This window comes from Collinsella sp. LCP19S3_C9 (assembly GCF_052121575.1).
In the GTDB taxonomy this organism is placed as follows: domain Bacteria; phylum Actinomycetota; class Coriobacteriia; order Coriobacteriales; family Coriobacteriaceae; genus Collinsella.
This window is the reverse complement of record NZ_JBQKDZ010000007.1, coordinates 36,887-62,544: the sequence shown is the minus strand read 5'-3', so window position 1 is coordinate 62,544 and position 25,658 is coordinate 36,887. Positions and strand designations below refer to the sequence as shown.

21 protein-coding genes are annotated in these 25,658 nt (G+C 59.1%); 18 read left to right on the top strand and 3 right to left on the bottom strand.

The window, feature by feature from the left end; all coding sequences use genetic code 11:
• Positions 1-14: 14 nt before the first annotated feature.
• The 5 genes from ACTQXI_RS04710 to carB all read left to right on the top strand — a co-directional run bounded on the left by ACTQXI_RS04710 (position 15) and on the right by carB (position 8,720).
• Positions 15-710, top strand: coding sequence for an NUDIX domain-containing protein (locus ACTQXI_RS04710; RefSeq protein ID WP_195838565.1), 696 nt, complete (start codon positions 15-17; stop codon positions 708-710).
• 82 nt (positions 711-792) lie between these two features.
• Complete coding sequence (locus ACTQXI_RS04705) at positions 793-2,562, top strand: ABC transporter ATP-binding protein (RefSeq protein ID WP_441048769.1); 1,770 nt, start codon at positions 793-795, stop codon at positions 2,560-2,562.
• Between the two features lie 19 nt (positions 2,563-2,581).
• Entirely contained in the window at positions 2,582-3,547 is a 966-nt protein-coding gene (locus ACTQXI_RS04700) for a hypothetical protein (protein ID WP_441063247.1), read from the top strand.
• 411 nt (positions 3,548-3,958) lie between these two features.
• Positions 3,959-5,404, top strand: a complete 1,446-nt coding sequence (gene carA / locus ACTQXI_RS04695) for a glutamine-hydrolyzing carbamoyl-phosphate synthase small subunit (RefSeq protein ID WP_441048767.1) — start codon at positions 3,959-3,961, stop codon at positions 5,402-5,404.
• Between the two features lies 1 nt (position 5,405).
• On the top strand, positions 5,406-8,720 hold the full coding sequence (gene carB, locus ACTQXI_RS04690; protein ID WP_441048766.1) for a carbamoyl-phosphate synthase large subunit: 3,315 nt from the start codon (positions 5,406-5,408) through the stop codon (positions 8,718-8,720).
• Here carB and ACTQXI_RS04685 read toward each other — a convergent pair.
• Positions 8,609-9,541, bottom strand: a complete 933-nt coding sequence (locus ACTQXI_RS04685; RefSeq protein WP_441048765.1) for a DMT family transporter — start codon at positions 9,539-9,541, stop codon at positions 8,609-8,611. The genes carB and ACTQXI_RS04685 overlap by 112 nt on opposite strands.
• Before the next feature lie 120 nt (positions 9,542-9,661).
• On the opposite strand from ACTQXI_RS04685, the gene ACTQXI_RS04680 reads away from it, so the two are divergent.
• The 3 genes from ACTQXI_RS04680 (at position 9,662) to ACTQXI_RS04670 (ending at position 13,007) form a co-directional block, all read left to right on the top strand.
• A complete protein-coding gene (locus ACTQXI_RS04680; RefSeq protein ID WP_441048764.1) occupies positions 9,662-10,804 on the top strand; it encodes a PDDEXK nuclease domain-containing protein in 1,143 nt (380 codons plus the stop codon).
• 203 nt (positions 10,805-11,007) lie between these two features.
• Positions 11,008-11,256: a pilus assembly protein HicB gene (locus ACTQXI_RS04675; protein ID WP_099432424.1), complete on the top strand. Its 249-nt coding sequence runs from the start codon at positions 11,008-11,010 to the stop codon at positions 11,254-11,256.
• A 362-nt stretch (positions 11,257-11,618) separates the two neighbouring features.
• Positions 11,619-13,007, top strand: a complete 1,389-nt coding sequence (locus ACTQXI_RS04670) for a glycoside hydrolase family 1 protein (protein WP_161155933.1) — start codon at positions 11,619-11,621, stop codon at positions 13,005-13,007.
• A 20-nt stretch (positions 13,008-13,027) separates the two neighbouring features.
• On the opposite strand, the gene ACTQXI_RS04665 is transcribed toward ACTQXI_RS04670, so the two are convergent.
• A complete protein-coding gene (locus ACTQXI_RS04665) occupies positions 13,028-13,849 on the bottom strand; it encodes a MurR/RpiR family transcriptional regulator (protein ID WP_441048763.1) in 822 nt (273 codons plus the stop codon).
• Positions 13,850-14,101: 252 nt separating this feature from the next.
• On the opposite strand from ACTQXI_RS04665, the gene ACTQXI_RS04660 reads away from it, so the two are divergent.
• From ACTQXI_RS04660 to ACTQXI_RS04620, 9 genes are all read left to right on the top strand, one after another.
• Positions 14,102-14,905 carry a ChbG/HpnK family deacetylase gene (locus ACTQXI_RS04660; RefSeq protein WP_441548390.1) on the top strand — a complete coding sequence of 268 codons (804 nt, stop codon included), beginning with the start codon at positions 14,102-14,104 and terminating at the stop codon, positions 14,903-14,905.
• A gap of 184 nt (positions 14,906-15,089) precedes the next feature.
• Positions 15,090-16,352 carry a PTS sugar transporter subunit IIC gene (locus ACTQXI_RS04655; protein WP_441548389.1) on the top strand — a complete coding sequence of 421 codons (1,263 nt, stop codon included), beginning with the start codon at positions 15,090-15,092 and terminating at the stop codon, positions 16,350-16,352.
• A 48-nt stretch (positions 16,353-16,400) separates the two neighbouring features.
• Positions 16,401-16,697, top strand: coding sequence for a PTS sugar transporter subunit IIB (locus ACTQXI_RS04650; protein ID WP_089572594.1), 297 nt, complete (start codon positions 16,401-16,403; stop codon positions 16,695-16,697).
• Between the two features lie 2 nt (positions 16,698-16,699).
• Positions 16,700-17,041: a PTS lactose/cellobiose transporter subunit IIA gene (locus tag ACTQXI_RS04645; protein WP_089572593.1), complete on the top strand. Its 342-nt coding sequence runs from the start codon at positions 16,700-16,702 to the stop codon at positions 17,039-17,041.
• An 85-nt stretch (positions 17,042-17,126) separates the two neighbouring features.
• Complete coding sequence (locus tag ACTQXI_RS04640) at positions 17,127-18,614, top strand: glycoside hydrolase family 1 protein (RefSeq protein ID WP_441048760.1); 1,488 nt, start codon at positions 17,127-17,129, stop codon at positions 18,612-18,614.
• Positions 18,615-18,638: 24 nt separating this feature from the next.
• A complete protein-coding gene (locus ACTQXI_RS04635) occupies positions 18,639-19,547 on the top strand; it encodes an ROK family protein (protein ID WP_089572591.1) in 909 nt (302 codons plus the stop codon).
• 613 nt (positions 19,548-20,160) lie between these two features.
• Entirely contained in the window at positions 20,161-20,625 is a 465-nt protein-coding gene (gene purE / locus ACTQXI_RS04630; RefSeq protein WP_441048759.1) for a 5-(carboxyamino)imidazole ribonucleotide mutase, read from the top strand.
• Positions 20,626-20,661: 36 nt separating this feature from the next.
• Positions 20,662-21,666, top strand: coding sequence for a class B sortase (locus tag ACTQXI_RS04625; RefSeq protein WP_441048758.1), 1,005 nt, complete (start codon positions 20,662-20,664; stop codon positions 21,664-21,666).
• A gap of 163 nt (positions 21,667-21,829) precedes the next feature.
• Positions 21,830-22,225: a molybdenum cofactor biosynthesis protein MoaE gene (locus tag ACTQXI_RS04620; RefSeq protein WP_441548388.1), complete on the top strand. Its 396-nt coding sequence runs from the start codon at positions 21,830-21,832 to the stop codon at positions 22,223-22,225.
• A 106-nt stretch (positions 22,226-22,331) separates the two neighbouring features.
• Here the strand turns inward: ACTQXI_RS04620 and ACTQXI_RS04615 are convergent, their stop codons facing one another.
• Complete coding sequence (locus ACTQXI_RS04615) at positions 22,332-23,561, bottom strand: putative ABC transporter permease (protein WP_441048756.1); 1,230 nt, start codon at positions 23,559-23,561, stop codon at positions 22,332-22,334.
• 297 nt (positions 23,562-23,858) lie between these two features.
• Here ACTQXI_RS04615 and ACTQXI_RS04610 point away from each other — a divergent pair, with 297 nt between their 5' ends.
• The gene (locus tag ACTQXI_RS04610) at positions 23,859-25,529 is read left to right on the top strand and encodes an amidophosphoribosyltransferase (RefSeq protein ID WP_441048755.1); all 1,671 of its coding nucleotides are present in this window, start codon (positions 23,859-23,861) and stop codon (positions 25,527-25,529) included.
• Positions 25,530-25,658: the final 129 nt, after the last annotated feature.

The following is a 25,658-nucleotide window of genomic DNA, read 5'->3' as shown; positions in this document are numbered from 1 at the left end:
GAGGAATGAGACGGATGGACGAGAAGAACGAAGAGCTCGTGGACGCGCAAATCGTCGAAGAGGACAGCCGCATGTATGGGCACGCCGAGGGCGAGCCTGGTGGCGAGGTCGCTGACGAGCCGGCGCTGGTGCTGGGCGACGACGACCCGCACGATGCCGAGCTGCACGAGAAGATTCTTTCGGAGGAGTGCGCCTGGAAGGGCAAGATCCTCGACGTCCACCGTCTTGAGGTTGAGCTGCCCAACGGTCACCGCAGCGCCCGCGATATCGTTCGCCATCCGGGTGCGGCGGCCGTTGTGGCGCTGACCGAGAGCGGCAAGATCGTACTGGTGCGTCAGTACCGCACCGCCATCGACCGCGTGACGGTTGAGATTCCCGCCGGCAAGCTCGACCCAGGCGAGGACCCGCTCGATTGTGCCAGGCGCGAGCTGCATGAGGAGACGGGCTTTAAGGCCGGGCGCATTCGCTTTTTAACGTCTATTGTCACGACCTGCGGTTTTTGCGACGAGATTATTCACATCTACCTGGCCACCAAGCTCGAGTTCGATGCGCCCAACCCCGACGATGACGAGTTTGTCAACGTTGACCTGGTGCCGCTGCACGAGCTGATCGATGCCGTGCTCGACGGCAAGATCGAGGATGCCAAGACCGTCGTGGGCGCGCTCGCCTGCGACAGCATCGCGCACCGCCTTGGTGGTTCTGAACTGTAACGAGTGGGGATAGCCCTGGGACAAGTACTACTGATTGCTTTGTCCCAGGGTCTTACGTTGCTGATATTTCTTTGAGGATCACATGCTGAAGCGTTTTCTGTCTTACTACAAGCCCCAGATGGGGCTTTTTGTTGCCGATACCATTTGCGCCCTGGTGCTCGCCGCCATTGACCTGGCGTTTCCCATTATCCTGCGCAATCTGTGCGGCGGGCTGTTTACCCAGGGCCAGACTGCCATTATGCAGGCGCTCGGTATGATCGCGGTGGGACTGGTGCTGATGTATGCCACCCGCTGCGCCTGCCGCTACTTTGTGAGCTATTGGGGCCACGTGATGGGCGCGCGCATGGAGTCCAAGATGCGTGAGGACTTGTTCGATCAGTACGAGCGTTTTAGCTTTGCGTACTTTGATCGCAACAGCTCGGGTGACATGATGAGCCGCGTGGTCAACGACCTGTTCGATATCTGCGAGGCGGCGCACCACGTGCCCGAATGGATCATTATTTGCGGTATCGAGATCATTGGCTCGTTTGTGATTCTGTTTACCATTGCGCCGGTGCTCGCACTCGTCATGGCCGTGGTGACGGCGGTGTTCGCGGTCATTATGTTTTGGCAGAATATGCGCATGCGCGAGGTCTTTAGCGATAACCGCAAAAAGATCAGCGGCATCAATGCGCAGCTGCAGGATTCGCTGGCGGGCATGCGTGTGGTCAAAAGCTTTGCCAATGAGCAGACCGAACGCTCTAAGTTCCGTGCCTCTAACGATCGCTACCTTTCGTCCAAGGAAAACATGTATCACGCCATGGGCGTCTACACCGCGACGTATGGTCTGCTCTCGGGCGTGCTCTATGTGATCGTGGTGCTGCTGGGCGGTTGGCTCGTTGCCCAAGGCCAGCTGCAGGCGGTCGATATGGCAACCTTCGCGCTCTACATTTCGCTGTTCTGCACGCCGCTTGAGACGCTCGTCAATTCGGCCGAGACGTATCAGAAAGCCATCGCCGGCTTTAAGCGCATGGACGAGGTGCTCTCGACTGTCCCCGATATTCAGGATAAGCCGGGTGCTGCGGATCTGCAGGTGACGGCCGGCTCTGTTGAGTATCGCGACGTGTGCTTTAGCTACGAGGATGTCGAGCTGGGCGCGGGCGACGGGACGCGTCCCGTTATCGACCATATGGATCTGTCCATTAAGCCCGGTCAAACCATCGCTTTGGTTGGTCCCTCGGGCGGCGGCAAATCAACGACTTGTTCGCTGTTGCCGCGCTTTTACGACGTTTCCGCCGGCTCCATTAGCATTGACGGCCAGGATGTGCGCGACGTGACGCAGCGTAGCCTGCGCCGATCCATCGGCCTGGTGCAGCAAGATGTCTATCTGTTCGACGGAACGATTGGCGAGAACATCGCCTATGGCAAGCCGGGCGCCACGGCAGAAGAAATCGCCGAGGCGGCCCATCGCGCCAACATCGATGCTTTTATCGAGTCGCTTCCGCAGGGCTATGACACCGTGGTGGGCGAGCGCGGCAGCCGTCTTTCTGGTGGTCAAAAGCAGCGCGTCGCCATCGCGCGCGTGTTTCTCAAAAATCCCAAGATCCTTATTTTGGATGAGGCGACCAGTGCTCTGGATAACGAGAGCGAGGAGGCGGTGCAGGAGTCGCTCGAGCGCTTGGCGCGCGGCCGCACCACGATCATCATCGCTCACCGTCTCTCGACCATTAAGCATGCCGACGAGATTGCGACCGTTGAGCATGGTCGCGTTGTGGAACGTGGCACGCACGAGGAGCTTCTCGCCCGTGGCGGCACTTATGCCCGTTACTATCGAATGCAGTTCGAAGGTGCGCGTGCGCACGAGCTCGACTGATTGATATGGCAGGAAGGTTATGGCTGATAAGAACCATCTGACTCCGGAAGAAGTGACGGAGTTATTCTCCGAAATCGATGCATCCGGCGTCTTGGATCCTACACTCGCCAAAAAGCGTACCGAGCGCATGCGCGAGAAAGAGTCTGCCGTCAAACGCGGTGACAAGGCGACACTGGCGCGGCTGCGCAGCGAGGATCGCGCGAGCCAGGCAAAACATATCGACCCGCTGTCCGAGGACGATCCTTCGGGTTCGCAGGTGAGCCATACCATTACGAAAACTGCCATGGCCGTGGTTATCGGCATCCTGGTGCTGATTGTGGGCATGCAGATCGGCTACGGCGTGATGCGACGCCTGAACACCGCGAACCTCTCCGAGAGCGTTTCGGTGGATACCGTCTCGACCGCGCTCAAAGGTGGACTTGAATGGGGCAACGGCTTTACGCAGTTCCCGCTCGATTTTACCGTCGACGAGGCCGACGAGAGTGCGGGCACGGTTGAGGTGACGGTGCTGGACACGTCTTCTGCCAATGAGCTCGAGTTGCTGTCCAACGGTCAGATTCAGGCGGCGGCGCTCGCAACCAATGCCCTGCTCAACGACAAGATTGACCGTGTGGTGTATAACGTCCACGCCTATATCGACGAGGACAGCAGGATTCAGCATGATTCCTTCTTTGGCATGTTTCCCGCCCAGGGCCACCAGAGCGCCATCCTGACGTTCGTCTGGACCAAGAGCTCTTCCAACGCCACCAATATCGACTGGAAGATGCGTATCGTGAGCATGGATGACACCATTGCCGAGCGTATTCAGAAACAGGTGAACTCGGTATCGTCGCTCATCGAGGACCCGGCGGTGAGCCAGACTAAGATTGACGAGGAAAAGGCCGAACGTGACCTGGAGCACCGCCTGCACGGCCGCGAGATTTTCCGTGGCGGCAAGCTTGGCCGCACCCCGTCCGAATTACTTGAGCAGGACAAGCAAAAGTAGTCCCCAGCCATATAGAACGATGACATCCCGCGTGAGCCGCAAGTCCACGCGGGATGATTTTTCTGGGACGGGGATTAAAAAATTATTCTGTCATGTATGCGGTTGGCGAGTAGTCAATTTGGGACGGGGCTATTTTAGCTACCCCGGCTGGTGGCACGACGGTTAGGTTGATTGACGGACGGGGCAGCTAAAATAGCCCCGTCCCAAATTGACTACTCAGCGACAAAGCTCTGCTTTCAGAATGATTTTTTAATCCCCGTCCCAGAAAAATCATTATGCATAAGAAGTCATAATTATCATTTTGTAAACAATTCTATGTAATTAACGCCATAAGTCATACTTACGGTTAGAATACCGCGAGGCCTAACTACACACCTTTAAGCCGGTCCCGAGAGACCGGGAAGGAGAACTATGGCGAACAACCATATTGCGGGCGCTGCCGCCCGCACCATCGCGCCCAGCGAACTGTGCCAGCGCATGCTGGCCAAAACCAGCAAGGGTGCTTGCGGTCCCTGCATCCTGTACCTTGAGGATGGGACCATTTTTTATGGCCGTGCATGTGGTGCCGAGGGCACCGCGACCGGCGAAGTCTGCTTCAATACCTCACTCGAGGGTTACTTTGAGGTTATGACCGACCCGAGCTATGCTGGCCAGATCGTTACCATGACCTATCCGCAGATTGGCAATTATGGCATCGACGAGACCGATGTCCAGTCCGCCTTCCCCGGCGATGACGTACGCCCTGCGAGTGCTCCCGCCATGCGCGGCATGATCGTGCGCGACATGTGTGCCACGCCTTCTAACTGGCGCTCGGCCGTCAGCGTGCCGGAGTACCTGCGCGCACACGGCATCGTCGCTATCGAGGGCGTCGACACCCGAGCCCTGGTGCGCCACCTGCGCGACAATGGCTCCAAGATGGGCATTATCTCGACCGAGGTCCTCGACATCGACGAGCTTGCCGAGCGCTTGGCCTCTGCTCCCACGTTGGTGGGGGAGAACCTGGTCAAGACCGTGAGCTGCCCTGCACCCCATCCGTTCGCCGGAAGCGATCTGCCTGCCGAGCATGGCTTTGCGCTTGCGGCCCCCGCTCCCGCCCGCCACAACGTGGTCGCGTACGACTGCGGTGTCAAGCGTGGCATCCTGGAGGGTCTGGTCCGTGCTGGCTGCGACCTCACCGTCGTGCCGTGGGATACACCCGCGCGTCAGGTACTCGACATGAATCCCGATGGCGTCTTTTTGTCCAACGGTCCCGGCGACCCCGATGCCGTGGTAGAGACCTACGAGCAGGTGCAGCAGCTGATCGGCAAGGTGCCCGTCTTTGGCATTTGCCTGGGTCACCAGATGATCAGCTTGGCATGCGGCGCCCAGATGGAAAAACTCAAATTCGGTCACCGTGGCGGTAACCAGCCGGTTATGAACCTGGTCAGCCGCCGCGTGGAAATTACCGCGCAAAACCATGGCTTTGGCTTGCTGTTCCCCAGCTTGGGCAAGCTTGTCCCCGAACTTTCGGGCGGCGAGACCGAGCATGCGGCCGACGGCGATCTGCGCGTCTGGGTGCGCCGTGGTATCGCGCCCGTCGTGATGAACGAGCGCTTTGGCCGCATTCGACTGACACACGTGAACCTCAACGACGGCACCGCCGAGGGCATTCAGCTGCTCGACGCCCCGTGCTTCTCGGTCCAGTACCACCCCGAGGCCTCGCCCGGCCCCACCGATGCCCACTATCTCTTTACCGCCTTTACGCGACTCATGGACGGCGAGGAGAACTACCTGGACATCGACACCGCGAAGGACCGCCTGCAGGGCTGGAACTTTGCCGACAATGGTTCCGCCACGACCGAGACCGAGGAGAACTAACATGCCTAAGCGTACTGACATCAAGCGTATCCTCGTCATTGGCTCGGGTCCCATCGTCATTGGCCAGGCCTGCGAGTTCGATTACTCCGGCGCCCAGGCCTGCAAGGTGCTCAAGGAGGATGGCTTTGAGGTCATCCTGGTCAACTCCAACCCGGCGACCATCATGACCGACCCGGGCCTGGCCGACCGCACCTATGTCGAGCCCATCACCGCCGAATTTATCGAGCGCGTGATCAAGAAGGAGCGCCCGGACGCGCTGCTGCCCACGCTGGGCGGCCAGACCGGTCTGAACGCCGCCGTCGAGCTGGCAAAGGACGGCACGCTCGACCAGTACGGCGTCGAGATGATCGGCTGCGACCTTGCCGCCATCGAGCGCGGCGAGGACCGCAAGCTCTTTAACGAGGCCATGGCCGAGATCGGCCTGGAGGTCGCGCGCTCGGGCTATGCCTACAGCGTGGCCGACGCCGAGGCCATCGCCGAGCGCGTGGGATATCCCTGCGTGCTGCGCCCGAGCTTTACCCTGGGCGGCGCCGGCGGCGGCATCGCGCACACCCACGAGGAGCTCGTCTCCATCGTGAACCAGGGCCTTGAGCTCTCGCCCGCCCACGAGGTGCTGGTCGAGGAGTCCATCGAGGGTTGGAAAGAGTACGAGATGGAGGTCATGCGCGACCACGCCGGCAACGGCATCATCGTGTGCTCCATCGAGAACCTCGACCCCATGGGCGTGCATACCGGCGACTCCATCACCGTGGCGCCGGCGCAGACCCTCTCCGACCTTGAGTATCAGCGCATGCGTGTCGCCTCGCTCGCCATTCTGGAGAAGATCGGCGTCGAGACCGGTGGCTCCAACGTGCAGTTTGCCGTGAACCCGCAGACCGGTCGCCTGATCGTCATCGAGATGAACCCGCGCGTGAGCCGTTCGTCCGCACTGGCCTCCAAGGCCACGGGCTTCCCCATCGCCAAGGCCGCCGCTCGCCTGGCCGTGGGCTACACGCTCGACGAGATCGTCAACGACATCACCAAAGCCACGCCTGCCTGCTTTGAGCCCACGATCGACTACTGTGTGGTCAAGGTGCCGCGCTTTGCCTTTGAGAAGTTCAAGGGTACCGACCCCACGCTCACAACGCGCATGAAAGCCGTGGGCGAGATCATGGCGATCGGCCGCACCTTTGAGGAGGCCTTTGGTAAGGCCATGCGCTCGCTGGAGGACGGGCATCAGGGCATTTGCGCTGGTGGCAAGGAAGGTGCCGATAAGCTGAGCGACGACGAGCTCGCTCAGGCCGTGGGCACCCCGACTGAGCACCGCATCTTCTTTGTGGTCGAGGCCCTGCGTCGTGGCTGGGATGTCGCGCGCATCCATGCCATCTGCGGCATCGATCCGTGGTATCTCAACCGTATCAACGATATGGTGCAGGTCCAGGAGAGCATTCGCGGCCTGCGCGTGGAGGACATCGACGCCGACGCGATGCGCCTGCTCAAGCAGTATGGCACGAGCGATGCCGAGATTGCCGCGCTGACCGGCTCGGACGAGCGCTTTGTTCGCGCTTACCGTAAGGGTCTGGGCGTGGTTCCCAGCATGAAGACGGTCGACACCTGCGCTGCTGAGTTCTCGAGTGCCACGGAGTATCACTACAAGACCTACGAAAACATCTACCGCACGAGCCCGGTCGCCAAGAAGTGCGTTGCCCCCGACGAGACCACGCCGGCAGATAAGCCCAAGGCGATGATTCTGGGTGCCGGCCCCAACCGTATCGGCCAGGGTATCGAGTTTGACTACTGCTGCGTGCACGCGAGCTACGCGCTGGCGGCCCGTGGCTTCGAGACCATCATGGTCAACTGCAACCCCGAGACCGTCTCGACCGACTACGACACGTCCGGTCGTCTGTACTTTGAGCCGCTCACCTACGAGGACGTCATGGACGTTATCGATGTTGAGCGCCCCGACGGCGTCGTGGTGACGCTCGGCGGCCAGACCCCGCTTAAGCTGGCGCGCATGCTCGAGGAGAGCGGCGTGAACATCATGGGTACCAAGCCCGATGCCATCGATTTTGCCGAGGACCGCGAGCGCTTTGCCGCCCTGCTCGACAAGCTGGGCATTATGTACCCGCCGGCGGGTCAGGCCACCTCGTTTGAGGAGGCCGAGGCCGTGGCCGCGCATATCGGCTACCCGCTGCTGGTTCGTCCGAGCTATGTGTTGGGCGGCCGCGGCATGATGATCGCCTACGATGCCGAGCATCTGCACGATTACATGGCCGAGGCTGCCCGCATTAGCCCCGACTATCCGGTGTACCTCGACCGCTTCCTGGAGGGCGCGATCGAGTCCGATGTCGATGCCCTGTGCGACGGCGAGGAGGTCTACATCGGCGGTATTCTGGAGCATATCGAGGAGGCCGGTATCCACTCCGGTGACTCCGCGACTTGCATTCCGCCGTTTAGCTTTAGCGAGAGTCTGCAGGCGAAGCTTCGCGAGACCACGCGCCGCATCGCGATGGCGCTGGGAGTCCGCGGCCTGGTCAATGTGCAGTATGCCATCAAGGGCGAGACCGTCTACGTGATCGAGGCCAACCCGCGTGCCAGTCGTACCGTGCCGTTTATCTCCAAGGCCACCGGCGTGCCGCTGGCCAAGTGCGCGGCGCGCATCATGGCGGGCGATTCCATCGCGAGCCTGGGCCTGCCGAGCGACGAGCGCCAGCTGGACTGCTTCTGTATGAAGGAAGCCGTTATGCCCTGGGGTCGTTTCCCGGGAGCCGACGTTATCCTGGGGCCCGAGATGAAGTCGACGGGCGAGGTCATGGGTGTCGCCAAGAGCTATCCCGAGGCATACGCCAAGACACAGCTGGCGATTGACTACAAACTGCCTGATCCGAGCGCCGGCAAGGTGTTCATTAGCGTGTGCGATCGCGACAAGCGCCATATCCTTTCGGTCGCCCGTATCCTGCGCTATCTGGGCTTTGACATCTGCTCTACCGAGGGTACGGCGCGCGTGCTGCGTGGAGGCAACGTGACGTGCGAGGTCGTGGAAAAGATCAGCGGCCCGCACGACGGCGAGCGCCCCAACATCGGTGACCTTATCGCCGATGGCAAGATCGCGGTGATCATCAATACGCCGTACGGCCCGGGCTCGCGCGGCGACGGCTATCTGTTGCGCACCGAGGCGGTGCGCCGCGGCGTGACCTGCGTGACGGCGATGTCTGCCGCCAACACCTACGTGAGTGCTATCGAAGCGGTGCGCGAGGACCAGCAGGGCCACGGCAGCGCCAACGACATGGGCATGGACGTCATCGCCCTGCAGGACCTGCCGCAGTACACGGTGTAATGTGACCTGGTCGGCCGGGGCGGCAGCCGGACACTTTCTCTCGGAAACTGGGCTTCGCGAAGTTTTCCGAGAGAAAGGTCCGCCTCCCGCCCCGGCCTGCGGTGACTCGGTTGCACCGTGTGCTGCAGAAGGGGCTTTGCGCGATGACTAGGGTTGATAAACTGGTAGCCGCTGAGCGCCACGGGGTCCTCGCGCTGGGAGTAGGTGTGGATGAGGGCAGACGAGACAGCGTAGGAGACAGCGGCAATAAGGATGAAGCCCTCGCCTGTGAGCGTGACGGCGCCGCCGCTATCGCCACCGGTGAGGTTGACGATAACGACTCCGGCAAAACCTATAGCGCAGCCGAGGACTTTGCGCGCAGTGAGCCGTTCTTGCCGGAACACGAGCGCTGCCATCAACACGCAGAGAAACGTGTTCATAGCGTTGACGATTGAGCCGCGCACACCCGAAGCGTTTGAAACGCCGATATAAAAGAAGGCGTACTGCACGATAGTTTGGGCAAGCGAGAGTCTGATAACGAGTGGCCATCCCGTGCGTGAGACGCGAGGCAAGCGACGTCTTGTTATGACTGCAGCGGCAAGTGCGATAGCGCCGGCAAGCATAAAGCGCACGCCAGCGAAGAGAAACTCCGATGGTACGTCGCCGTTTTGGATGCCGAGAAGCTCGTAGCCGATCTTGATGCAGGGGATCGCACTGCCCCAGAGCGCGCAGCAGATGAGGGCGAGCGCAGCTACGCACCATGTGCGCGTGAGAGGGTGGCGCGCGGAGTCGGCGTAAACATCGCAAGAGCTGGCGTCGAGTGCGGATGAGGGTTTGGACATACATCTCCCAAACGAGGCGAAGCAGAAAACGCCTCTATGGTACGCGCAATTTTGTGTCCGCACGCGTTGATAGCATAGAACGCGTCATGGAACACAAGTTCGTAAGAAGAGGAGGACGCCATGATGTCAGAGATTACGGGCTATCGTGAGGAAGTTCAGACCATCAAGACGGCGATATTGCGTGCGCAGTATGCTGCGGCGAAGAGCGCCAACGCTCAGCAGCTGCAGCTCTATTTCGCCGTGGGAGGCTACGTCTCCGCCAACACGCGCAATGGCACGTGGGGAACCAACGCGCTCAAAACCATCAGCGAACAATTGCGGAAGGAGCTGCCAGGACTCAGGGGTTTCTCCACAACAAGTCTCAAATATATGCGAATCTTCTTTGAAGCTTGGTCTGCTCCGGGCGATGAACAGGCGTTTCTCGATTCGTCACTCGTGAGTGACGAATCTTCAGACGGTGGCCTTCTGCAAATTCGTCACTTGCAAGTGCCGAATTCAAACACATGTTCTCTCGATGATTTTTTAGCGATTGGGTTTACCCATCATCGGTATATCCTTGCAGGTGCTAAGACCCTTGACGAGCGGCTCTTCTACATTCACAAGTGCGCATTTGAGCACTTAAGTGTGGAGGCGCTCAAACGCTCGCTGAAGGCGGACGACTTTCATCATCAAGGAGAGGTCTCCAACAACTTCCTCTCAACGCTGCCAAAGGGTCAGCAGGCGCTGCGCGCTATCGCCACGTTCAAGGACGAGTATCTGCTCGACTTTATCAATGTTGAGGAACTCGGGGTGCGCGATGCGGAGGATGTCGACGAGCGCGTGTTAGAGCAAGGCATCGTGCAGAATATCAAGCAGTTCATCATGACGTTCGGTCGAGCCTTCGCGTTTGTGGGAAACCAGTACCATCTCGACGCCTTTGGCATCGATCAGTACGTCGACCTCCTGTTCTTCAACCGCGACCTCAACTGTTTAGTTGCAGTCGAGCTCAAGAGCGGCCCCTTCAAGCCGGCCTATCTCGGCCAGCTCTCTGGCTATCTACGCATCCTGGACGACTTTGAGCGTCGCGAGCACGAGAATCCCTCCATAGGCCTTGTGCTTTGCAAAGACATGGACAAGGGATTTGTTGACTATGTGATCCAAGACTTCACAAAACCCATGGGTGTGGCCACCTATAAGACGTCGAAGGATATGCCACGAAAGTTGCTCGATGCTCTGCCGCCCATCGATGACTTACGGATGTTGCTGGAGAGGTCTGATGGGTAGCGGTAGGAATTGTTCGGTGTTAGAAGCTTATTTCGCTTATGGCCTTGAGCTTTGCCGATGAGCATGGGGTGGGGAACGTATCAAGGAAGAGTTTGTCATGCAATGAGTATGACAAACTCTGCCTGGAGGAGAGGATACTTCCATGGCAATTGTCCACCGCAATGCTCTCAAGCATGGTTTGTCTGAGAGGGAGGTTCTAGATAATGACTGAGTACAAACTAGCTGATGGATCGGTCCTGACAGACGAAGACATCGAGCGCGAGAGCGTAGAGTTTGAGCAAGAGACTTGGACGGGTCGTCTTGAGCGCATCCATGTCAGGCCTGGCGTTGTTGCTGATGAGCCGCTTGTTGCAGTTACCGTGCGCTTTCCGGCATCCATGGTGGTGGCAATCGACCGAAAGACGGGGGATCGATCCGATTTTATTCGGCGGGCCGTTTTCCCTGCGCTGTAGTAACGTTGCGTCTCCTAAATCGACCTTGGTTTCGTCGAGGAGGTAGATCTTGAGGATGAGGTGTCCTGCTTCGGTGAACCCGTTCTCGAAGACGGGCAGCGCGCGCGACACGGACTACCGCGACCTCCTGACCTTCCGCGACGGGGAGTAGCGGCTTGGCGGTGTGCGGCGCCGGCACGTGACGGTGGCGGGCATGAGGCTTGGCCTTCGCGACGGCATGTTCTTTAGAGTTTGCGGTGCATGATGGCACGGCCGTTTTCAAATCGTGAAACATTGCCCGGGAATGAGTAACAGGCTTTGGTTCGTACATCCGTTATAACGGGAGTTGCAAGAAGTGACATCCGTGACGAGAGGTTGAACTCATGACTCAGCACCGGTTTCCCGAAGGTTTCCTCTGGGGTGCTTCCACCAGCGCTTTTCAGGTTGAGGGTGGGTATGATGAAGGAGGCAAAGGTCCGGCAACCACCGATCGCGGCCCGGGGCGTCCCGGCATCGCCGATAACAAGATCGCCTCGGACCACTATCATCACTGGCGTGAGGATGTCGACCTCATGGCCGAGCTCGGCATCAAGGTCTACCGGATGGGTTTCGCTTGGAGCCGCATCATGCCCGATGCCTCGGGGGATCCCAATCCTGAGGGCTTGGCGTTTTATGACCAGCTGATTGACTACCTGCTGGAGCGAGGGATCGAGCCCTTGGTCACCCTGTATCACTTCGAATGTCCGAGTGCGTTGGTCGAGGCCTTCGGCGGCTGGAAGAGCCGTAAGATGATCGACTTCTATGTGCGCTATGCCGAAATCTGCTTCACGCACTTCAAGGGGCGCGTCAAGCGCTGGGTTACCGTGAATGAACAGCTAATTGCGACCTCCGCGCCCAGCAACACGGGTGACACCGAAACCGATCCGCGCCAACGGCAGAAGAACGCCTACCAGATGAGCTATCATGTCGCTCTTGCCGAGCATCGCGCCATCGCGTGCCTGCGACAGATCGACCCCGATGCGCAGATCGGCCCCGTTGTCGCCATGCAGGTGGTCAACCCGCGGACGAGCGCTTCGGCGGATGTGCTTGCGGCCATGAACGCCGAGGAGATGATGCAGAACTACCTGCTCGACCTGAGTGTGCGCGGCGACATCTCGCCTTATGCGCGCTATTACCTGGAGCGCGAAGGTTTCTACCCTGTTGTTGAGTGCGGGGACCACGACATCCTGGTCGCGACGAGGCCCGATTTTCTTGGGGTGAACTACTATTTCAGCAATTGTGCGCATGAGCGCACGGAGCCCATCCGCTTCGACCGGTTCCCTCCGTGGTCGGGCGGGGATTTCGAACTCTGCGATAACCCTGCGATCGCGCCGACCGAGTGGATGTCGAACGGCATCGACCCCCTTGGGCTTCGCGTGGGCATGCGCAAGCTCTACGATCGCTACCAGCTTCCGATGATCGTCACGGAGAACGGCATGGCGCTTTCCGAGTCACTTGACGAGGAGAACAGGGTGCATGATGCCGTGCGCATCGAATACCTTTCACGACATTTGGGCGAGGTCGAGGAGCTCATTCGCGAAGGCTATCCCGTCTTCGGCTACTGCGTTTGGAGCCTCATGGATCTATGCTCAAGTCATCAGGGGTTCACTAAGCGCTACGGCCTTCTGTATGTCGATCGCACGGAAACCGATGCGAAGCAATGCGCTCGTTTCAGGAAGGACAGCTTCTTCTGGTATCAGGACGTGATTAGAGAAAACGGCTTGCCCTGCTGAGCGTCGGTGGTCCGACGAGATTACTCGCCAGTACCGGAATCGGCTCCATAACGCCTCAGGTATTCCATGACTATCAAGTCGATGGCGGCAAGCGCACCGAACTTGCCCGTGTCGATGTTGTTGGTCACTCCGCAGTTCAGTATGCAGGAGGCATGGTTCCAGTAGGCGCTTGAGGTGTTTTGTGTGATGGCGAGAAGACGACAGCCGGAGGCGGCGAGTGCGTTGACGATTTCTGGATAACGAATGGGGTATGTTCCCCCTATGCTGCAAATGATGGCGAGGCTGGATTTGGTGAGCGATTGCGCGCAGGCGAGCTGCGATGAATAATCGAGGTAAAGCTCGATGGGGCGGTTCATGATGGTGAGCCTGCTTTGGAAGTAGCGGCCCACGTCCCAGAGGAAGTGGTGGGAGAAGAACGCGACATGCCCGCTGTCGTGCAAATCATCGACAATGGCGGGCAGTTTCGCGATGTTTGCCGCCGAGATGGTCGTTTCGATATTGAGCAGGATCGCCTCCCGGTAGGATGCCAGAGCGCCTTCCGTGTCATTTGACAGCTGTTCTACAAAGGCATGTGGAAACAACCCGGTTTTGAGGACGTCATGTTCAAGCTGGTTGCGCAGGTCCTTGAAATCAGCGAAACCCATAAACCGGCAGAATCGCGACACTGAAGCCTTCGAGACGAAGCACATGTCGGCGATTTCTCCAATCGAGAGCTCGCTCAGCTTGCTGTAGTTTTTCACCAGCGTGGTCGCTATCTCGTAGTTGGTGTCGTGCTGCATTGCAGTGTCGATGTAGTCAAGCAACCGTTCGGCAACCGATCCCATCGAGATGGATTTTTCCATGATGGCTGTCCCCTTTATGTTCAGTGGCCCGAATAAGAGGGCCTCATTTGACCAAACTATAGCTCAAACATGCCGGTATTCCTGCGGAGTTTCACGTTATGAAACTCGCGTAGCCATCTCGCAACCTTGTGGCACAGCATGTAACCGATTTTGGATATAGCCGGCGTCATACTTAATGCAAGAAGAGACGACGAAGCTTGCCGCCCCGCCGGAACACGGCATCGGCTCTACACAGGGCATCGCTTCGTTGCTTTGCCGCTCGACGAGATATCGGTTGAGGAGGATCGGATGAAGCGGTTATTGCTGCGCGCCGACGATTTAGGTTACAGCGACGGTGTTAATTGCGGGATAGCGGCCGCGGTCCAAGCGGGGCTCATTCGCTCGGTGGGCGTCATGACCAACATGCCGCTTGCAGAAAGCGGTTTGGCGCGCCTGCAAATCAAGGATCTCTGCTTGGGTCAGCACACCAATATCTGCACGGGTAGGCCCCTCAGCGATTCCGCGCTCATCTCGAGCATCGTTGACGATGATGGCAATTTCAAGCGGAGCTCAGCATATCGCGCCGCCGCGCGGGCTGGGGAGGACTTCGTGGTGCTTGACGAGGTCATTATCGAAATCGAGGCGCAGTATCGGCGATTCCTTGAGCTCGTCGGGCGTGAGCCCGATTACTTCGAGGGACATGCGGTCGCAAGCCCCATGTTCTTCCGCGGCCTTGAGATCGTTGCCGAGCGTCACGGCCTGCCCTATTTCGCGATGGGTGCTCCGGGCGAGCCAGTCACCTTTCGCTCGACGCCGGTGCTTTCCTATGTTCCCAAGGATTTCTCGTCATATGAAGCGGATCCCTTTGCGGCGCTTCGAGAGGCGCTTGAAACGACACCGGAAGGGATATGCCGTCTCATGGTGTTTCACCCAGGTTATATCGACGCGTACTTGCGAGATAACTCGACCATGCTCGAGGCCCGCATCCGGGAAGCCGCGATGCTTGTCGACCCTGATGTCGCCGCATGGCTTGCAGAGCAGGACGTGGGGCTCGTGACGTACGCGGACCTGACGTAAGCGTCCGCTGGGGCAATCTCGCCAATTCACGTTGAATGGCGTACTGCCTGAAGCACGTCGTTGTGATTTTGAAGAGAGGTGGATGCGCTATCTAGAGGGGAAGATGCCGCACACGGGCATCGATAGAGTTCACTGCAAAGATTGGAGCTGAAACATGGCGGTATTCGACAAGATCCAAAACATAATGGATAAGACAATCGCACCTGTGGCAAGCAAGGTTGCTGACAGCAAGATGCTCGACGCCCTCATGGGCGGCATGATGTGCACGCTGCCCATGACCCTTGGCGTCTCGGTTATCGCGATTCTCATCAACTTCCCCATTCCGGGGTTCTCCGATTGGGTGGTTTCGAGCGGTCTCATGGCGACCGGCAACTCCATCCTCACCGTTACCATGAACATGATGGGTATATACATCTCCTTCTTCATCGGTTTGAGGTGGGGTAAGGTATGCGGCCTTAGCGGTTATACCGGTGGCATCGTGAGCGGCGCGGTGTTTTTGGCATTCATGCCGCAGCAATCGTTCGAGGATATTCCCATGGCGAGTTTCATCAACACGTCGTACATGGGATCGAACGGCGTCTTCGTCGCCATTCTGCTTGGCCTGATCGTGCCGAAGGTGACAGCCATTTTGATGAGCAAGCTTGAAATCAAGCTCCCCGATATGGTTCCGCCCATGGTTGCAGACTCGCTGTCGCCGATGTTTGCCGCCATCGTGCTATTCACTGCGGTGTGGTTCGCCAAGTGGGGTCTTTCTTTCACCCCGTGGGGCAACCTGTTCGATATGATCAACACCTTGATCGGCACGCCGGTCACGATGGTCGGTGCCTCTCCTTTGGCCTATATCATCGTGTGCTCGCTGCAGTCGATCTTCTGGTTCTTCGGTGTCCACCCCAACGTGATGCTCAACTTCTACGCTCCGGTAATCATGGCTTGCAGCGCTGCTAACACCGAGGCCATCATCGCGGGCGAGGCACTGCCCTATGGCGCTTGGGCCGTCGTCGCGCTCGGCACCGCCATCGGTGGCCAGGCTAACGCCCTGGGCATCAGCATCTCGCTGCTCTTCACCAAGTCCGAGCGCTTCAAGGCGATTCGCGGCATCGCGCTTGTTCCGTCGCTTTTCAATATCTCCGAGCCGCTCATGTTCGGTCTGCCGGTCGTGCTGAATCCCACGTACTTCATCCCGTTCGTGCTGAACATCCCGGTCTGCGCCATCGTGGTCCAGGCGCTTTACGCCTTCGGTCTTGGGGCTGCGTTCAATCCCACGATTCAGCTTCCCTGGGTGCTTCCCCAGCCGGTCATCGCATTCATGCAGGGCGGCATCGGGTGCCTGGTGATCTCGGTTGCGGTTTTGGCGGTGTCGGTGCTCATGTATACCCCCTTCACCCTTATGGCTGATCGCCAGGCGTTGCGAGAGGAGCAGGCCGCTCTCGAGGAATCGGCCGCATAGGGATTTTCATATTCACACCATCATTTTCCATGAGGTTGGGAGCGTAGGATGAAACATATCGTACTTATGTGCGCCGCGGGCGCTTCGACGAGCATGCTGGTACAGCGCATGCAACAGGCGGCTGAAAAAGACGGTTTCGTGTGCACCATCGAGGCGCACCCTGTCAACCAAGCGGCGGAATATGCGGATAGCGACGTTATCCTGCTGGGACCGCAGGTTCGCTTTGAACTCAACAAGGTGAAGAATCAAGTGAACTGTCCGGTGGAGCCGATTGATATGACAGCGTATGGGACAATGAACGGCGAGGCCGTGCTCAAACAGGCTCGAAAGTTGCTGGGGGCATAGCCATGTCAGAGATCAAACAAGAAGCGATCGATCAGTTTGAAATGACGTGCTTCTCTATCGTCGCTCAGGTGGGGAGCGCGCGCAGCTGCTACCTCGAAGCGATAACCTGTGCCGAGAATGGTGATTTTGAGGCCGCCCGGAAACTTATCGACGAGGGCAACGTGGTGTTCAACGCAGGCCACGACGCTCACATGAAACTGCTTCAGCAAGAGGCCAGCGGCGAGGAGCTGCCGTTTCGCATCATCTTGCTGCATGCGGAGGATCAGCTCATGAGCGCTGAGGGCTTCCGTATCCTTGCCGAGCGCTTCATCACGGTCTATCAACGCATGGGTGCAAGCGCCTAACTGATTATCTGACGGGAAGCCGGGACTGCCATGCAGCCCGTCTTCCCGTTTCATGAAGATGTTTTCACGATCGAGGAGGTACCCAATGGCATTTCCGGAAGGTTTCCTGTGGGGTGGCGCCACCGCCGCCAACCAGTATGAGGGCGGCTGGGAAGAGGGCGGCAAAGGACCGAACACCTCGGACGCCATGACCAGCGGTAGCCATACGGTGTCACGGCAGATAACGTGGCGTAATACCGCGACAGGGGAAACCGGCGCGCTTCCCGTGTATGCGGTTTGCGAGAAGGGACTTCCTGAAGGGCTGGAGGTGGCGGTGGTTGATGGCTACTACTATCCCAGCCACACGGCCACCGACTTCTACCACCACTACGCCGAGGACATCGCCCTCATGGGCGAGATGGGCTTCAAGTGCTTCCGCCTGTCCATGAACTGGGCGCGCATCTTCCCCACGGGCGAGGAGGCTGAGCCCAACACCGAGGGTCTAGCGTTCTACGACGCCGTGTTTGACGAGTGCGCTAAGTACGGCATCGAACCGCTCGTGACGCTCTCGCACTACGAGACCCCGCTCGCGCTCGTGAACAAGTACGGCGGTTGGAAGAGCCGCGAGCTCATCGACCTGTTCGTGCGCTACGCCACCTGCGTCATGAAGCACTATCAGGGCAAGGTGAAGTACTGGCTCACCTTCAACGAGATCAACATGATGAGCATGGGGAGCTTCATGGCGGGCGGGCTTACGGATGGGAGCCCCCATGCGAAGGCCCAGGCGGCGCACAACCAGTTCGTGGCGTCTGCCCTTACGGTTCGGTCGGCGCACCAAATCTCCCCTAAGATCATGGTGGGTCAGATGCTCGCGTACAACCCCATCTACTCCTATTCCGCCGACCCCGCCGATCATCTGCTCGCCATGGAACGCGAGCGTGACGCGCTGTGGTATGCCGACGTGCAGGTGGGCGGCCACTATCCCGCCTATCGCTTGAGGGAGATGGAGCGCGCGGGCATCAAGCTGGAAATGGGCGAGAACGACCTCGAGCTTCTCGCAACCTATCCGGCAGATTTCCTGTCGTTCTCGTGCTACGGAGGCTCGACGGTATCGTTGCGCCAGAAGGAGCTCGAGGTCGCGTCCGGCAATCTCGCTTTCGGCATGGTGAAAAACCCCTACCTCGAGACCAACGCCTGGGGCTGGGCGACCGATCCGTACTGCCTGCGCATCGCCTTGAACGAGCTCTACGACCGCTATCACAAGCCGCTTTGGATCGTGGAGAACGGTATCGGCTGGAGCGACGAGGTGAAGGCCGACGGCTCCATCCATGACGGCTACCGCATCGACTACCTGCGCAAGAACATCCAGAGCATGGAGGATGCCGTGGAACTCGACGGCGTGGACCTCATGGGCTACACCATGTGGGGCTGCATCGACCTGGTCAGCGCCGGCACGGGCGAGATGCGCAAGCGCTACGGCTTCGTCTACGTCGACCGCGACGACGAGGGCAAGGGCACGCTCGCGCGCAGCCGCAAGGACAGCTTCTATTGGTACAAGAAGGTCATCGAGAGCAACGGCGAGGACCTAGACTAACCCTATGGGACAGGGGATAAGATTATGGACTGCTATTTCGGTATAGATGCGGGCGGCACTCAGGTGAAATGGGCGGTGGTGAACGCCGACTACCACATTGAGGAGCACGGAAGTATCCCAACATGCACCTCGCCCGCCGACCAGGTTATCGAAACGTTCCGCTCGGTGATCGAGCCCCATCGCGCCCGGGTGAGGGGTGTGGGAATAAGTATGCCCGGAGTCTTTTCCGAAGGCGATTCCGATGGCGTGGTTGGGGGAGGCGGCGCCCTTCACTGTTTGGACGGATATCCGCTCGGTCGCATCTTGCGCGAGAGCACGGGGCTTCCCGTAACCATCGAGAACGATGCGATGTGCGCGGCACTGGGAGAATATGCCGTCGGCGCGCTGAAGGGGGTCTCCCTGGGGTTGATGGTGGTGATCGGTACGGGTCTCGGCGGTGCCATCGTTGTTGACGGTCACATCTTGCGAGGCGCGCACAATCTCGCCGGCACCGTGTGCTTTGTGAGCAACGATGTGCGCAAGCCCGTGACCTTTGGGTCGGTGTACGGTGATGTCACCAGCTGGCGGGCGCTCCGAGACCAGGTGTGTGCGGCGAAGGGGATTGATCCGACCGATGATATCGACGGATATCGGATTTTCTCCTGGATTGAAGAGGGGGATGAGGACGCTCGTCGCGGTCTGGATGCATACGCGTTGGTCTTCGACAACATGCTGATGGGGTTGCAGTCGGTCATCGACCCTGAGGTCATCGTGGTCGGCGGCGGAATCAGCGCCCGTCCCGAGCTGTTTGAGGCATTTGAGCGCATGATGGATCAGGCTCACGTTCTTCCCATCATACCGAGGCCCTGCATCAAGCCAGCACAGAACGGCAACGATGCCAATTTGCTTGGCGCTGTGCGCACGCTGCGCCGCTCGCTTGGCGAGTGCGATTGATTGGCGGCTGGGGGCCCGACTCGCGGCCTCCTGTCCTAAAAAAAGAGTATGGGCTCCTTCGTTCATTCGAACGAAGGAGCCCACGTTTTGTAAGGGGCCTCCTGGCGAATTTTCATTCGCCAGGAGGCCTTTTGCTGTTGATCGAGAATGTCGCTGGACAGTTAGTTCAGATACGTATTTTTCAGAGGGTGTGTAAAGGCCGACCTGAGCCCGATTGGGCTGAATTTGACTTTCTGAACCGGTGGAGACGCTCATATAAGGGGGAGAAAGGTTGTCATGGGGCTCAAAGTGACTTCAAACCACTCTATTAGCGCTAAGAAGCACGGCCAAAAAATACGTATCTGAACTAACTGTCCACAACCCTCCGCAACCCTTTCATTCCAACCCAAATCAGCCAACGTACGTCATGGCAATCCCCGGTAGGTCGAAGCTGCTCTGCGGCGGCCCGGTGTTTTCATCTTCGCTCCGGTTGCTACGCAAAGTCGTTCAGATGAAAACACCGGGCCGCCGCAGAGCACCAACAGACCGCAGGGACGGGAGCAGCTATACTACTCTCAGTAGTTAAGGGTCGCGGATTGGCCGCGTCACCGCTCTCAACAGGAGGTCTTTGTTTATGGCAGATCAAAAGCCGGTTGTCGGGATCATCATGGGTTCCAAGTCCGATCTGGGCGTTATGGAAGGCTGCACCGCCGAGCTCGAGGCGCTCGGTGTGCCCTATGAGCTCGTGATTGCCAGCGCGCATCGTACGCCGGCGAAGGTCCACGAGTGGGCTTCGACTGCCGCCGGCCGTGGCATCAAGGTGATTATCGCCGCAGCCGGCAAGGCCGCGCATCTGGGCGGTGTCGTGGCTGCCTTTACGCCGCTGCCGGTTATCGGCGTGCCTATGAAGACGAGTGATCTGGGCGGCATGGATTCGCTCCTGTCGATGGTGCAGATGCCTTCGGGCGTGCCTGTGGCATGCGTTGCCATCAACGGCGCCAAGAACGCCGCCATCTACGCCACGCAGATTCTGGGTGCTTGCGATCCCGAGTATCGCGCAATTATCGAGAAGATGAAGCAGGAGATGGCTGACGCTTAAGCGGCTTGCCGTTCCGTTGTAATCATAGGGAGAGTCATGTCCGACTATCAGGGAAAACGTTTCTCGGCTTCTCAGATCCCCGATCCATCCAAGTCGGGATCGGCCCGCTCCATGCAGCAGGGTCGGGCATCCTCTCCTCAACAGGCTCGTGCGCCGCGCCCCGTAACGCCGACGTCCCATCGCCGTCAGGATACGCCGGCTGCGTTTCGCCCCTCGTCATATGGCACGGCAAAGAAGCAGGCCCGGTCGACGAGGCAACCGAGCGGCGCTCCGTCCAGCTACACCGAGCCGCCGCGTAAGAAGCGCCGCTCCATCATCCCCATTCTGCTCATCATCGTGGGCATCGGTCTGATCGTTGCCGCTGCCGCCATCTTTATCAATGCACAGATTGGCTACAAGCAGGCGAGCGATTCGTACCAAAAGATCGAGAAGCAGTACGTGAGCGATAAGGATGCGAGCGGCGTGCCGATTGTCGATTTTGACGCTCTTGCTAAGGCAAATCCCGAGATCGTGGGATGGATTTATGTGCCGGATACCAACATCAACTATCCCGTGGTGCAGGCCAAGGACAACTCTAAATACCTCAACACGCTGTTTGACGGTACGTCCAATGCATCGGGTGCGATTTTCTTGGACTTCGAAGATGTCGCGCCGGGCATGGTGGACCAGCAGACGACAATCTACGGCCACCATATGAACGACGGATCGATGTTTAATGTGATCTCGGACACCACCGACCAGGCGACGTTCGACAGCATCGAGTACGTGTACTACATCACGCGCGATGACACGTATAAGCTGAGACCGCTGGCGACCAAGGTGGTTGAGGATACGTACTCCAAGGCGCGCGCGACCAACTTTGAGGGCGACGACGGGCTGACGAATTATCTGTCCGAGATGCTTGACGGTGCCTCTGCCGTGGCGAGCGATGCCACCGATCGTGCCGCTTCGGCAACTAAGGTCGTAACACTTGTGACCTGCCGCTCACTGTCATTTAGCAATACGCGCGCCGTCATGGTACTCACGCCGGTCGAGGAATAAGCGGTTCGAGAGTAGCTAATTTGGGACGGGGCTCTTTTAGCTACCCCGGGTATGCAGAATGATTTTGCTGGGTTAGGTGACTGGGGTAGCTAAAAGAGCCCCGTCCCAAATTAGCTACTCGACGACGGAAAAAGGGGAAGCGATGCTTGAAAGTGGCAAATTGATGCCTTCGGTCGATGTGTGGCTGCGCGAAGCCAAGGCCGACGCTTCGGCGCCGGCGTGTGGCATGTACCTGACGCACAATGGCGTGGTGCGTGCGACACCCAAGTCCGAGGCGCGCGGTGTCGAGACCGATGGCGTGGCGCCGGGCCACAAGGTGGGCGGCATGGTGTTTGGCTTCGATGCCGAAAAGGTGCAGGCCGCTATCGAGTCAACGCGCACGATGCCGGGTATCGGCTATGTGCGCGTATGGCTGGCGAGCGGCGAGCTTGCCGTGGGCGACGATATCATGCTCGTGCTCATTGGCGGAGACATTCGCCCGCATGTGGTCGATGCCCTGCAGGCGCTCGTCGGCACTATCAAGAACGAGTGCGTGAGCGAGGTCGAGCGCGAAGCGTAACGCCTAGCCGGCAACCCGTGTACGTCTATAGCAAAAGCCCGCTGGCAGTTCAGGTAAATCTGCCAGCGGGCTTTGGTGTGTTGGGGCTGTTTTGTGCCGGCGCTCGCTACACGCGTGTGGCGTCCTTGGGGCTCATGGTCATGCTCTGGAAGCGATTTTCCATATACTCGTTATCGAAGTACTTTCCGTAGAACTGCGCAACGGGAATATCGCTGGCCGTGCCGTTGACACGCTGGTACCAGTAGTCGAGCGATTGCAGCGTCATGACGCCGTCGACCAGCATGATGATGGTAAAGATGACGGTGGCTGAGTAGCGATTCTTCCAGGGAATCATGTTAATGAGCTTGAGCAATCTGGGCAGCAGCAGCTTGATCCAGATGAGTCCGCCCAGACCCCACAGGCAGGCGAAGCCCGTGCAGGTGCGACCGCCCGTAAGCACGGCGAGCGGATCGGGCATGCCAAAGAGCTTCATGTGCGAGTAGTTCCACGAGACCACACCGAACGAGGTCTGCATAAACCAGCCCACAAAGACCTCAAAGCTTGCGCCAAGCAGGGCGCTCACCAAAAAGATAATGATGGGGTTCTTTTTGTAGAAGCGGTTGAGCACCATGGTCATGAGTACGGCGCCAAATCCGTAGATGGGGCTGAAGGGGCCAAATAGCATGCCGGCGCGGTTCTGGTAGACGCCTGGATCGTCGACCGTCATGTGCCAGATGTCCTCCAGGATCAGACCGAGCACGCAGCAGACAAAGAATACCCAGAACAGGTTGAAGTAGTTGAGCTTGATGTAGCCCTCGCCGGTCTCATCGCGGCCGAGCATACCCTCGGCGGCGGCGTCGCGATCGAGCATCTCCTGCAAGCGGCGCTGCAGTTCGCGCTCCTGACGAAGTGTTGGGTCAACAGTGGCCGAAAGCGCGACGAGGATGCCGAGCTGGATGGCGGGGCGCAGCAAGAACGGCCCGATACCCTGGAGCATCACGTCGACCAAAAGCTCAACGACGGTAAGTGCGATAAGGATATAGGACAGGCGCGCGGCGTTGCGGCGCTGGTTCTTGATGAGGTCCAGGCCAAAGATGATCAAGATGACCGCGCTCGCCGCCGAGAGCATGATGCCGGCGACGATAAGGCCGACCGCGACGAGCGTGTTGTCGCCGAGCTTGGCGGCGGCGTTGCCGTTGATGAGCGCGGTGATGACCCGCCACATAAAGGCGCCGACCGAAGGGAGCGTGCCTACGCCGGACAGGATGCACAGGACGGCGTACACCTTAATGATGAGGGGAATCTTCTTGACCTCCGTGGCGCTGGGGACGCTGGGGTCGAGTTCGTTTCGATCCATACGGAACCTTTCTCGTTTTGTTGTAGGTTACAAGGATACGCCGCCGACCTGCTAAAAGACAGGACGAATGGCCCAATTGCAGCAATGTAAGCCCTAACGGTGGGCGAGACGCGTCGCGACGGAAACATACGGGACCGTTGGCCCCGAGGGCGGGTTGCCCGATAAAATGTTTGGCCGCAAAACGGATTATAAGCTCGGTGGGCTTTTAAAAACCGCTGTTCATGCGCGGGAGTGCTTGTCTTGCCGTGCGTATAATAGGGCAGGTAACGCCAAATAACGAGGCTCTGAGGGGATGCCATGTCTCAAGAAACCATCCGCGCGGCCGAGCGTGCTACGGGACGGCTGACGACCATGTCGACGTATGATCCGGACTCCGACCAGCTGCATGAGGAATGCGGCATCTTTGGTGTGTGGGCACCCGATCGCGACGTGGCTCGACTGACGTACTTTGGTCTGCGTGCGCTGCAGCATCGCGGCCAGGAATCGGCGGGAATCGCCGTGGGCGATGGCGGCACGGTTATGGTTCGCAAAGACCTGGGACTGCTCGATCGCGTGTTCTCCAACGCCGACCTGTCGACGCTCTCCGGCCAGTTGGCTGTGGGCCACGTGCGCTATGGCACCGCCGGCGCCAAGAGCTGGGAAGCCTCGCAGCCGCATCTTTCCACCATCAACAGCGTCATCATCGCGCTTGCGCACAACGGCACCCTGGTTAACACTGACGAGCTGCGCCGCCAGCTGATCGAGCTCGGCGTGCCGTTCCTCTCCAATTCGGATTCCGAGGTCGCGACCAAGCTCATTGGCTACTTTACCCAGTGTACGGGCCACCTGCGCGAGGGCATTCGCAAGACCATGGAGCTCGTGCGCGGCGGCTACGCCATGACGCTCATCAACGAGCAGGCACTCTACGCTTTCCGCGACCCGCATGGCATTCGTCCGCTGGTGCTGGGCAAGCTCGTGGACGAGGGCCTGGACCAGGCCGACGCCGCATCCGTTTCGCAGCTACCGTCGCAAGACGACGCCGCGAGGGTCGACGCTGCCGCTCATGTCACGCGCGCTGGCGGCTGGGTCGTTGCCTCCGAGACATGTGCACTCGATATCGTGGGCGCCGAGTATGTCCGTGATGTCCGTCCCGGCGAGATCTTGCGCATCAGTGCCGAGGGCCTGGTATCCGAGCAGGGTGTGCCCGCTGCCAAAGAGCCCGCTAACTGCATCTTTGAGCAGGTCTACTTTGCCCGCCCCGACTCCATCATGAATGGCAAGAGCGTCTACGCCTGCCGTTACGACATGGGTCGTCAGCTGGCACACGAGGAGCCCGTCGATGCCGACCTGGTCATCGGCGTGCCCGACTCCGGTCTGCCGCCTGCGGAGGGTTATTCGCGCGAGAGCGGCATTCCCTTTGGCGAGGGCCTCATCAAGAATCGCTATGTGGGCCGTACGTTTATCGAGCCCACGCAGGAGCTGCGTGCCATGGGCGTGCGCATGAAGCTCAATCCACTGCGCGACAATATCGAGGGCAAGCGCCTGGTCGTCATCGACGACTCCATCGTTCGCGGCACCACCATGGTGCAGCTCGTCAAGATGCTGCGCAACGCCGGCGCCAAGGAGATTCACATCCGCATCAACTCGCCCGAGGTCATCTGGCCGTGCTTCTACGGCATCGATACCGACGTGCAGTCGCAGCTCATCAGCGCTAACAAGACGGTCGATGAGATCTGCGAGTACATTGGCGCCGATTCGCTGGCCTTCCTTTCGGTCGAGGGCCTGCTGAAGGTCATGCCCAAGGGCGGCTACTGCGATGCGTGCTTTACCGGCCGTTATCCCGTGGCGATTCCCGAGAGTTTTGGCCGCGACAAGTTTATGGAGGGCTTTAAGCCCCGCAACCTGGATAAGCCGCTGCACTTTGGCGACGACGCCGTGGTCGAGAAATACGATGACCGCAGCTGGGAAGAGAAGCACGGCGAGGCCTAAAACCTGCCATTTAGGGACAGGTTCATTTTGGTAGGTTTTACCTGCTGTTTTGTTGATTTGGCGGCGCGTGTTGTTACCGTGTGCGCCAACTTGAGGGCAACTATGAGCACTGTTTGGCGTCTGTGTGTC

Excerpts from the sequence above, each read along its gene's own strand:
- ACTQXI_RS04640 (WP_441048760.1), top strand. The coding sequence starts at position 17,127 with ATGGCATTTCCGGAAGGTTTCCTGTGGGGTGGCGCCACCGCCGCCAAC.
- purE (WP_441048759.1), top strand. The coding sequence starts at position 20,161 with ATGGCAGATCAAAAGCCGGTTGTCGGGATCATCATGGGTTCCAAGTCC.
- ACTQXI_RS04685 (WP_441048765.1), bottom strand. The coding sequence starts at position 9,541 with ATGTCCAAACCCTCATCCGCACTCGACGCCAGCTCTTGCGATGTTTAC.
- ACTQXI_RS04705 (WP_441048769.1), top strand. The coding sequence starts at position 793 with ATGCTGAAGCGTTTTCTGTCTTACTACAAGCCCCAGATGGGGCTTTTT.
- ACTQXI_RS04710 (WP_195838565.1), top strand. The coding sequence starts at position 15 with ATGGACGAGAAGAACGAAGAGCTCGTGGACGCGCAAATCGTCGAAGAG.
- ACTQXI_RS04675 (WP_099432424.1), top strand. The coding sequence starts at position 11,008 with ATGACTGAGTACAAACTAGCTGATGGATCGGTCCTGACAGACGAAGAC.
- ACTQXI_RS04670 (WP_161155933.1), top strand. The coding sequence starts at position 11,619 with ATGACTCAGCACCGGTTTCCCGAAGGTTTCCTCTGGGGTGCTTCCACC.
- ACTQXI_RS04645 (WP_089572593.1), top strand. The coding sequence starts at position 16,700 with ATGTCAGAGATCAAACAAGAAGCGATCGATCAGTTTGAAATGACGTGC.
- ACTQXI_RS04635 (WP_089572591.1), top strand. The coding sequence starts at position 18,639 with ATGGACTGCTATTTCGGTATAGATGCGGGCGGCACTCAGGTGAAATGG.
- ACTQXI_RS04610 (WP_441048755.1), top strand. The coding sequence starts at position 23,859 with ATGTCTCAAGAAACCATCCGCGCGGCCGAGCGTGCTACGGGACGGCTG.
- ACTQXI_RS04620 (WP_441548388.1), top strand. The coding sequence starts at position 21,830 with ATGCCTTCGGTCGATGTGTGGCTGCGCGAAGCCAAGGCCGACGCTTCG.
- carA (WP_441048767.1), top strand. The coding sequence starts at position 3,959 with ATGGCGAACAACCATATTGCGGGCGCTGCCGCCCGCACCATCGCGCCC.
- ACTQXI_RS04625 (WP_441048758.1), top strand. The coding sequence starts at position 20,662 with ATGTCCGACTATCAGGGAAAACGTTTCTCGGCTTCTCAGATCCCCGAT.
- ACTQXI_RS04665 (WP_441048763.1), bottom strand. The coding sequence starts at position 13,849 with ATGGAAAAATCCATCTCGATGGGATCGGTTGCCGAACGGTTGCTTGAC.
- carB (WP_441048766.1), top strand. The coding sequence starts at position 5,406 with ATGCCTAAGCGTACTGACATCAAGCGTATCCTCGTCATTGGCTCGGGT.
- ACTQXI_RS04655 (WP_441548389.1), top strand. The coding sequence starts at position 15,090 with ATGGATAAGACAATCGCACCTGTGGCAAGCAAGGTTGCTGACAGCAAG.
- ACTQXI_RS04650 (WP_089572594.1), top strand. The coding sequence starts at position 16,401 with ATGAAACATATCGTACTTATGTGCGCCGCGGGCGCTTCGACGAGCATG.
- ACTQXI_RS04615 (WP_441048756.1), bottom strand. The coding sequence starts at position 23,561 with ATGGATCGAAACGAACTCGACCCCAGCGTCCCCAGCGCCACGGAGGTC.
- ACTQXI_RS04680 (WP_441048764.1), top strand. The coding sequence starts at position 9,662 with ATGATGTCAGAGATTACGGGCTATCGTGAGGAAGTTCAGACCATCAAG.
- ACTQXI_RS04700 (WP_441063247.1), top strand. The coding sequence starts at position 2,582 with ATGGCTGATAAGAACCATCTGACTCCGGAAGAAGTGACGGAGTTATTC.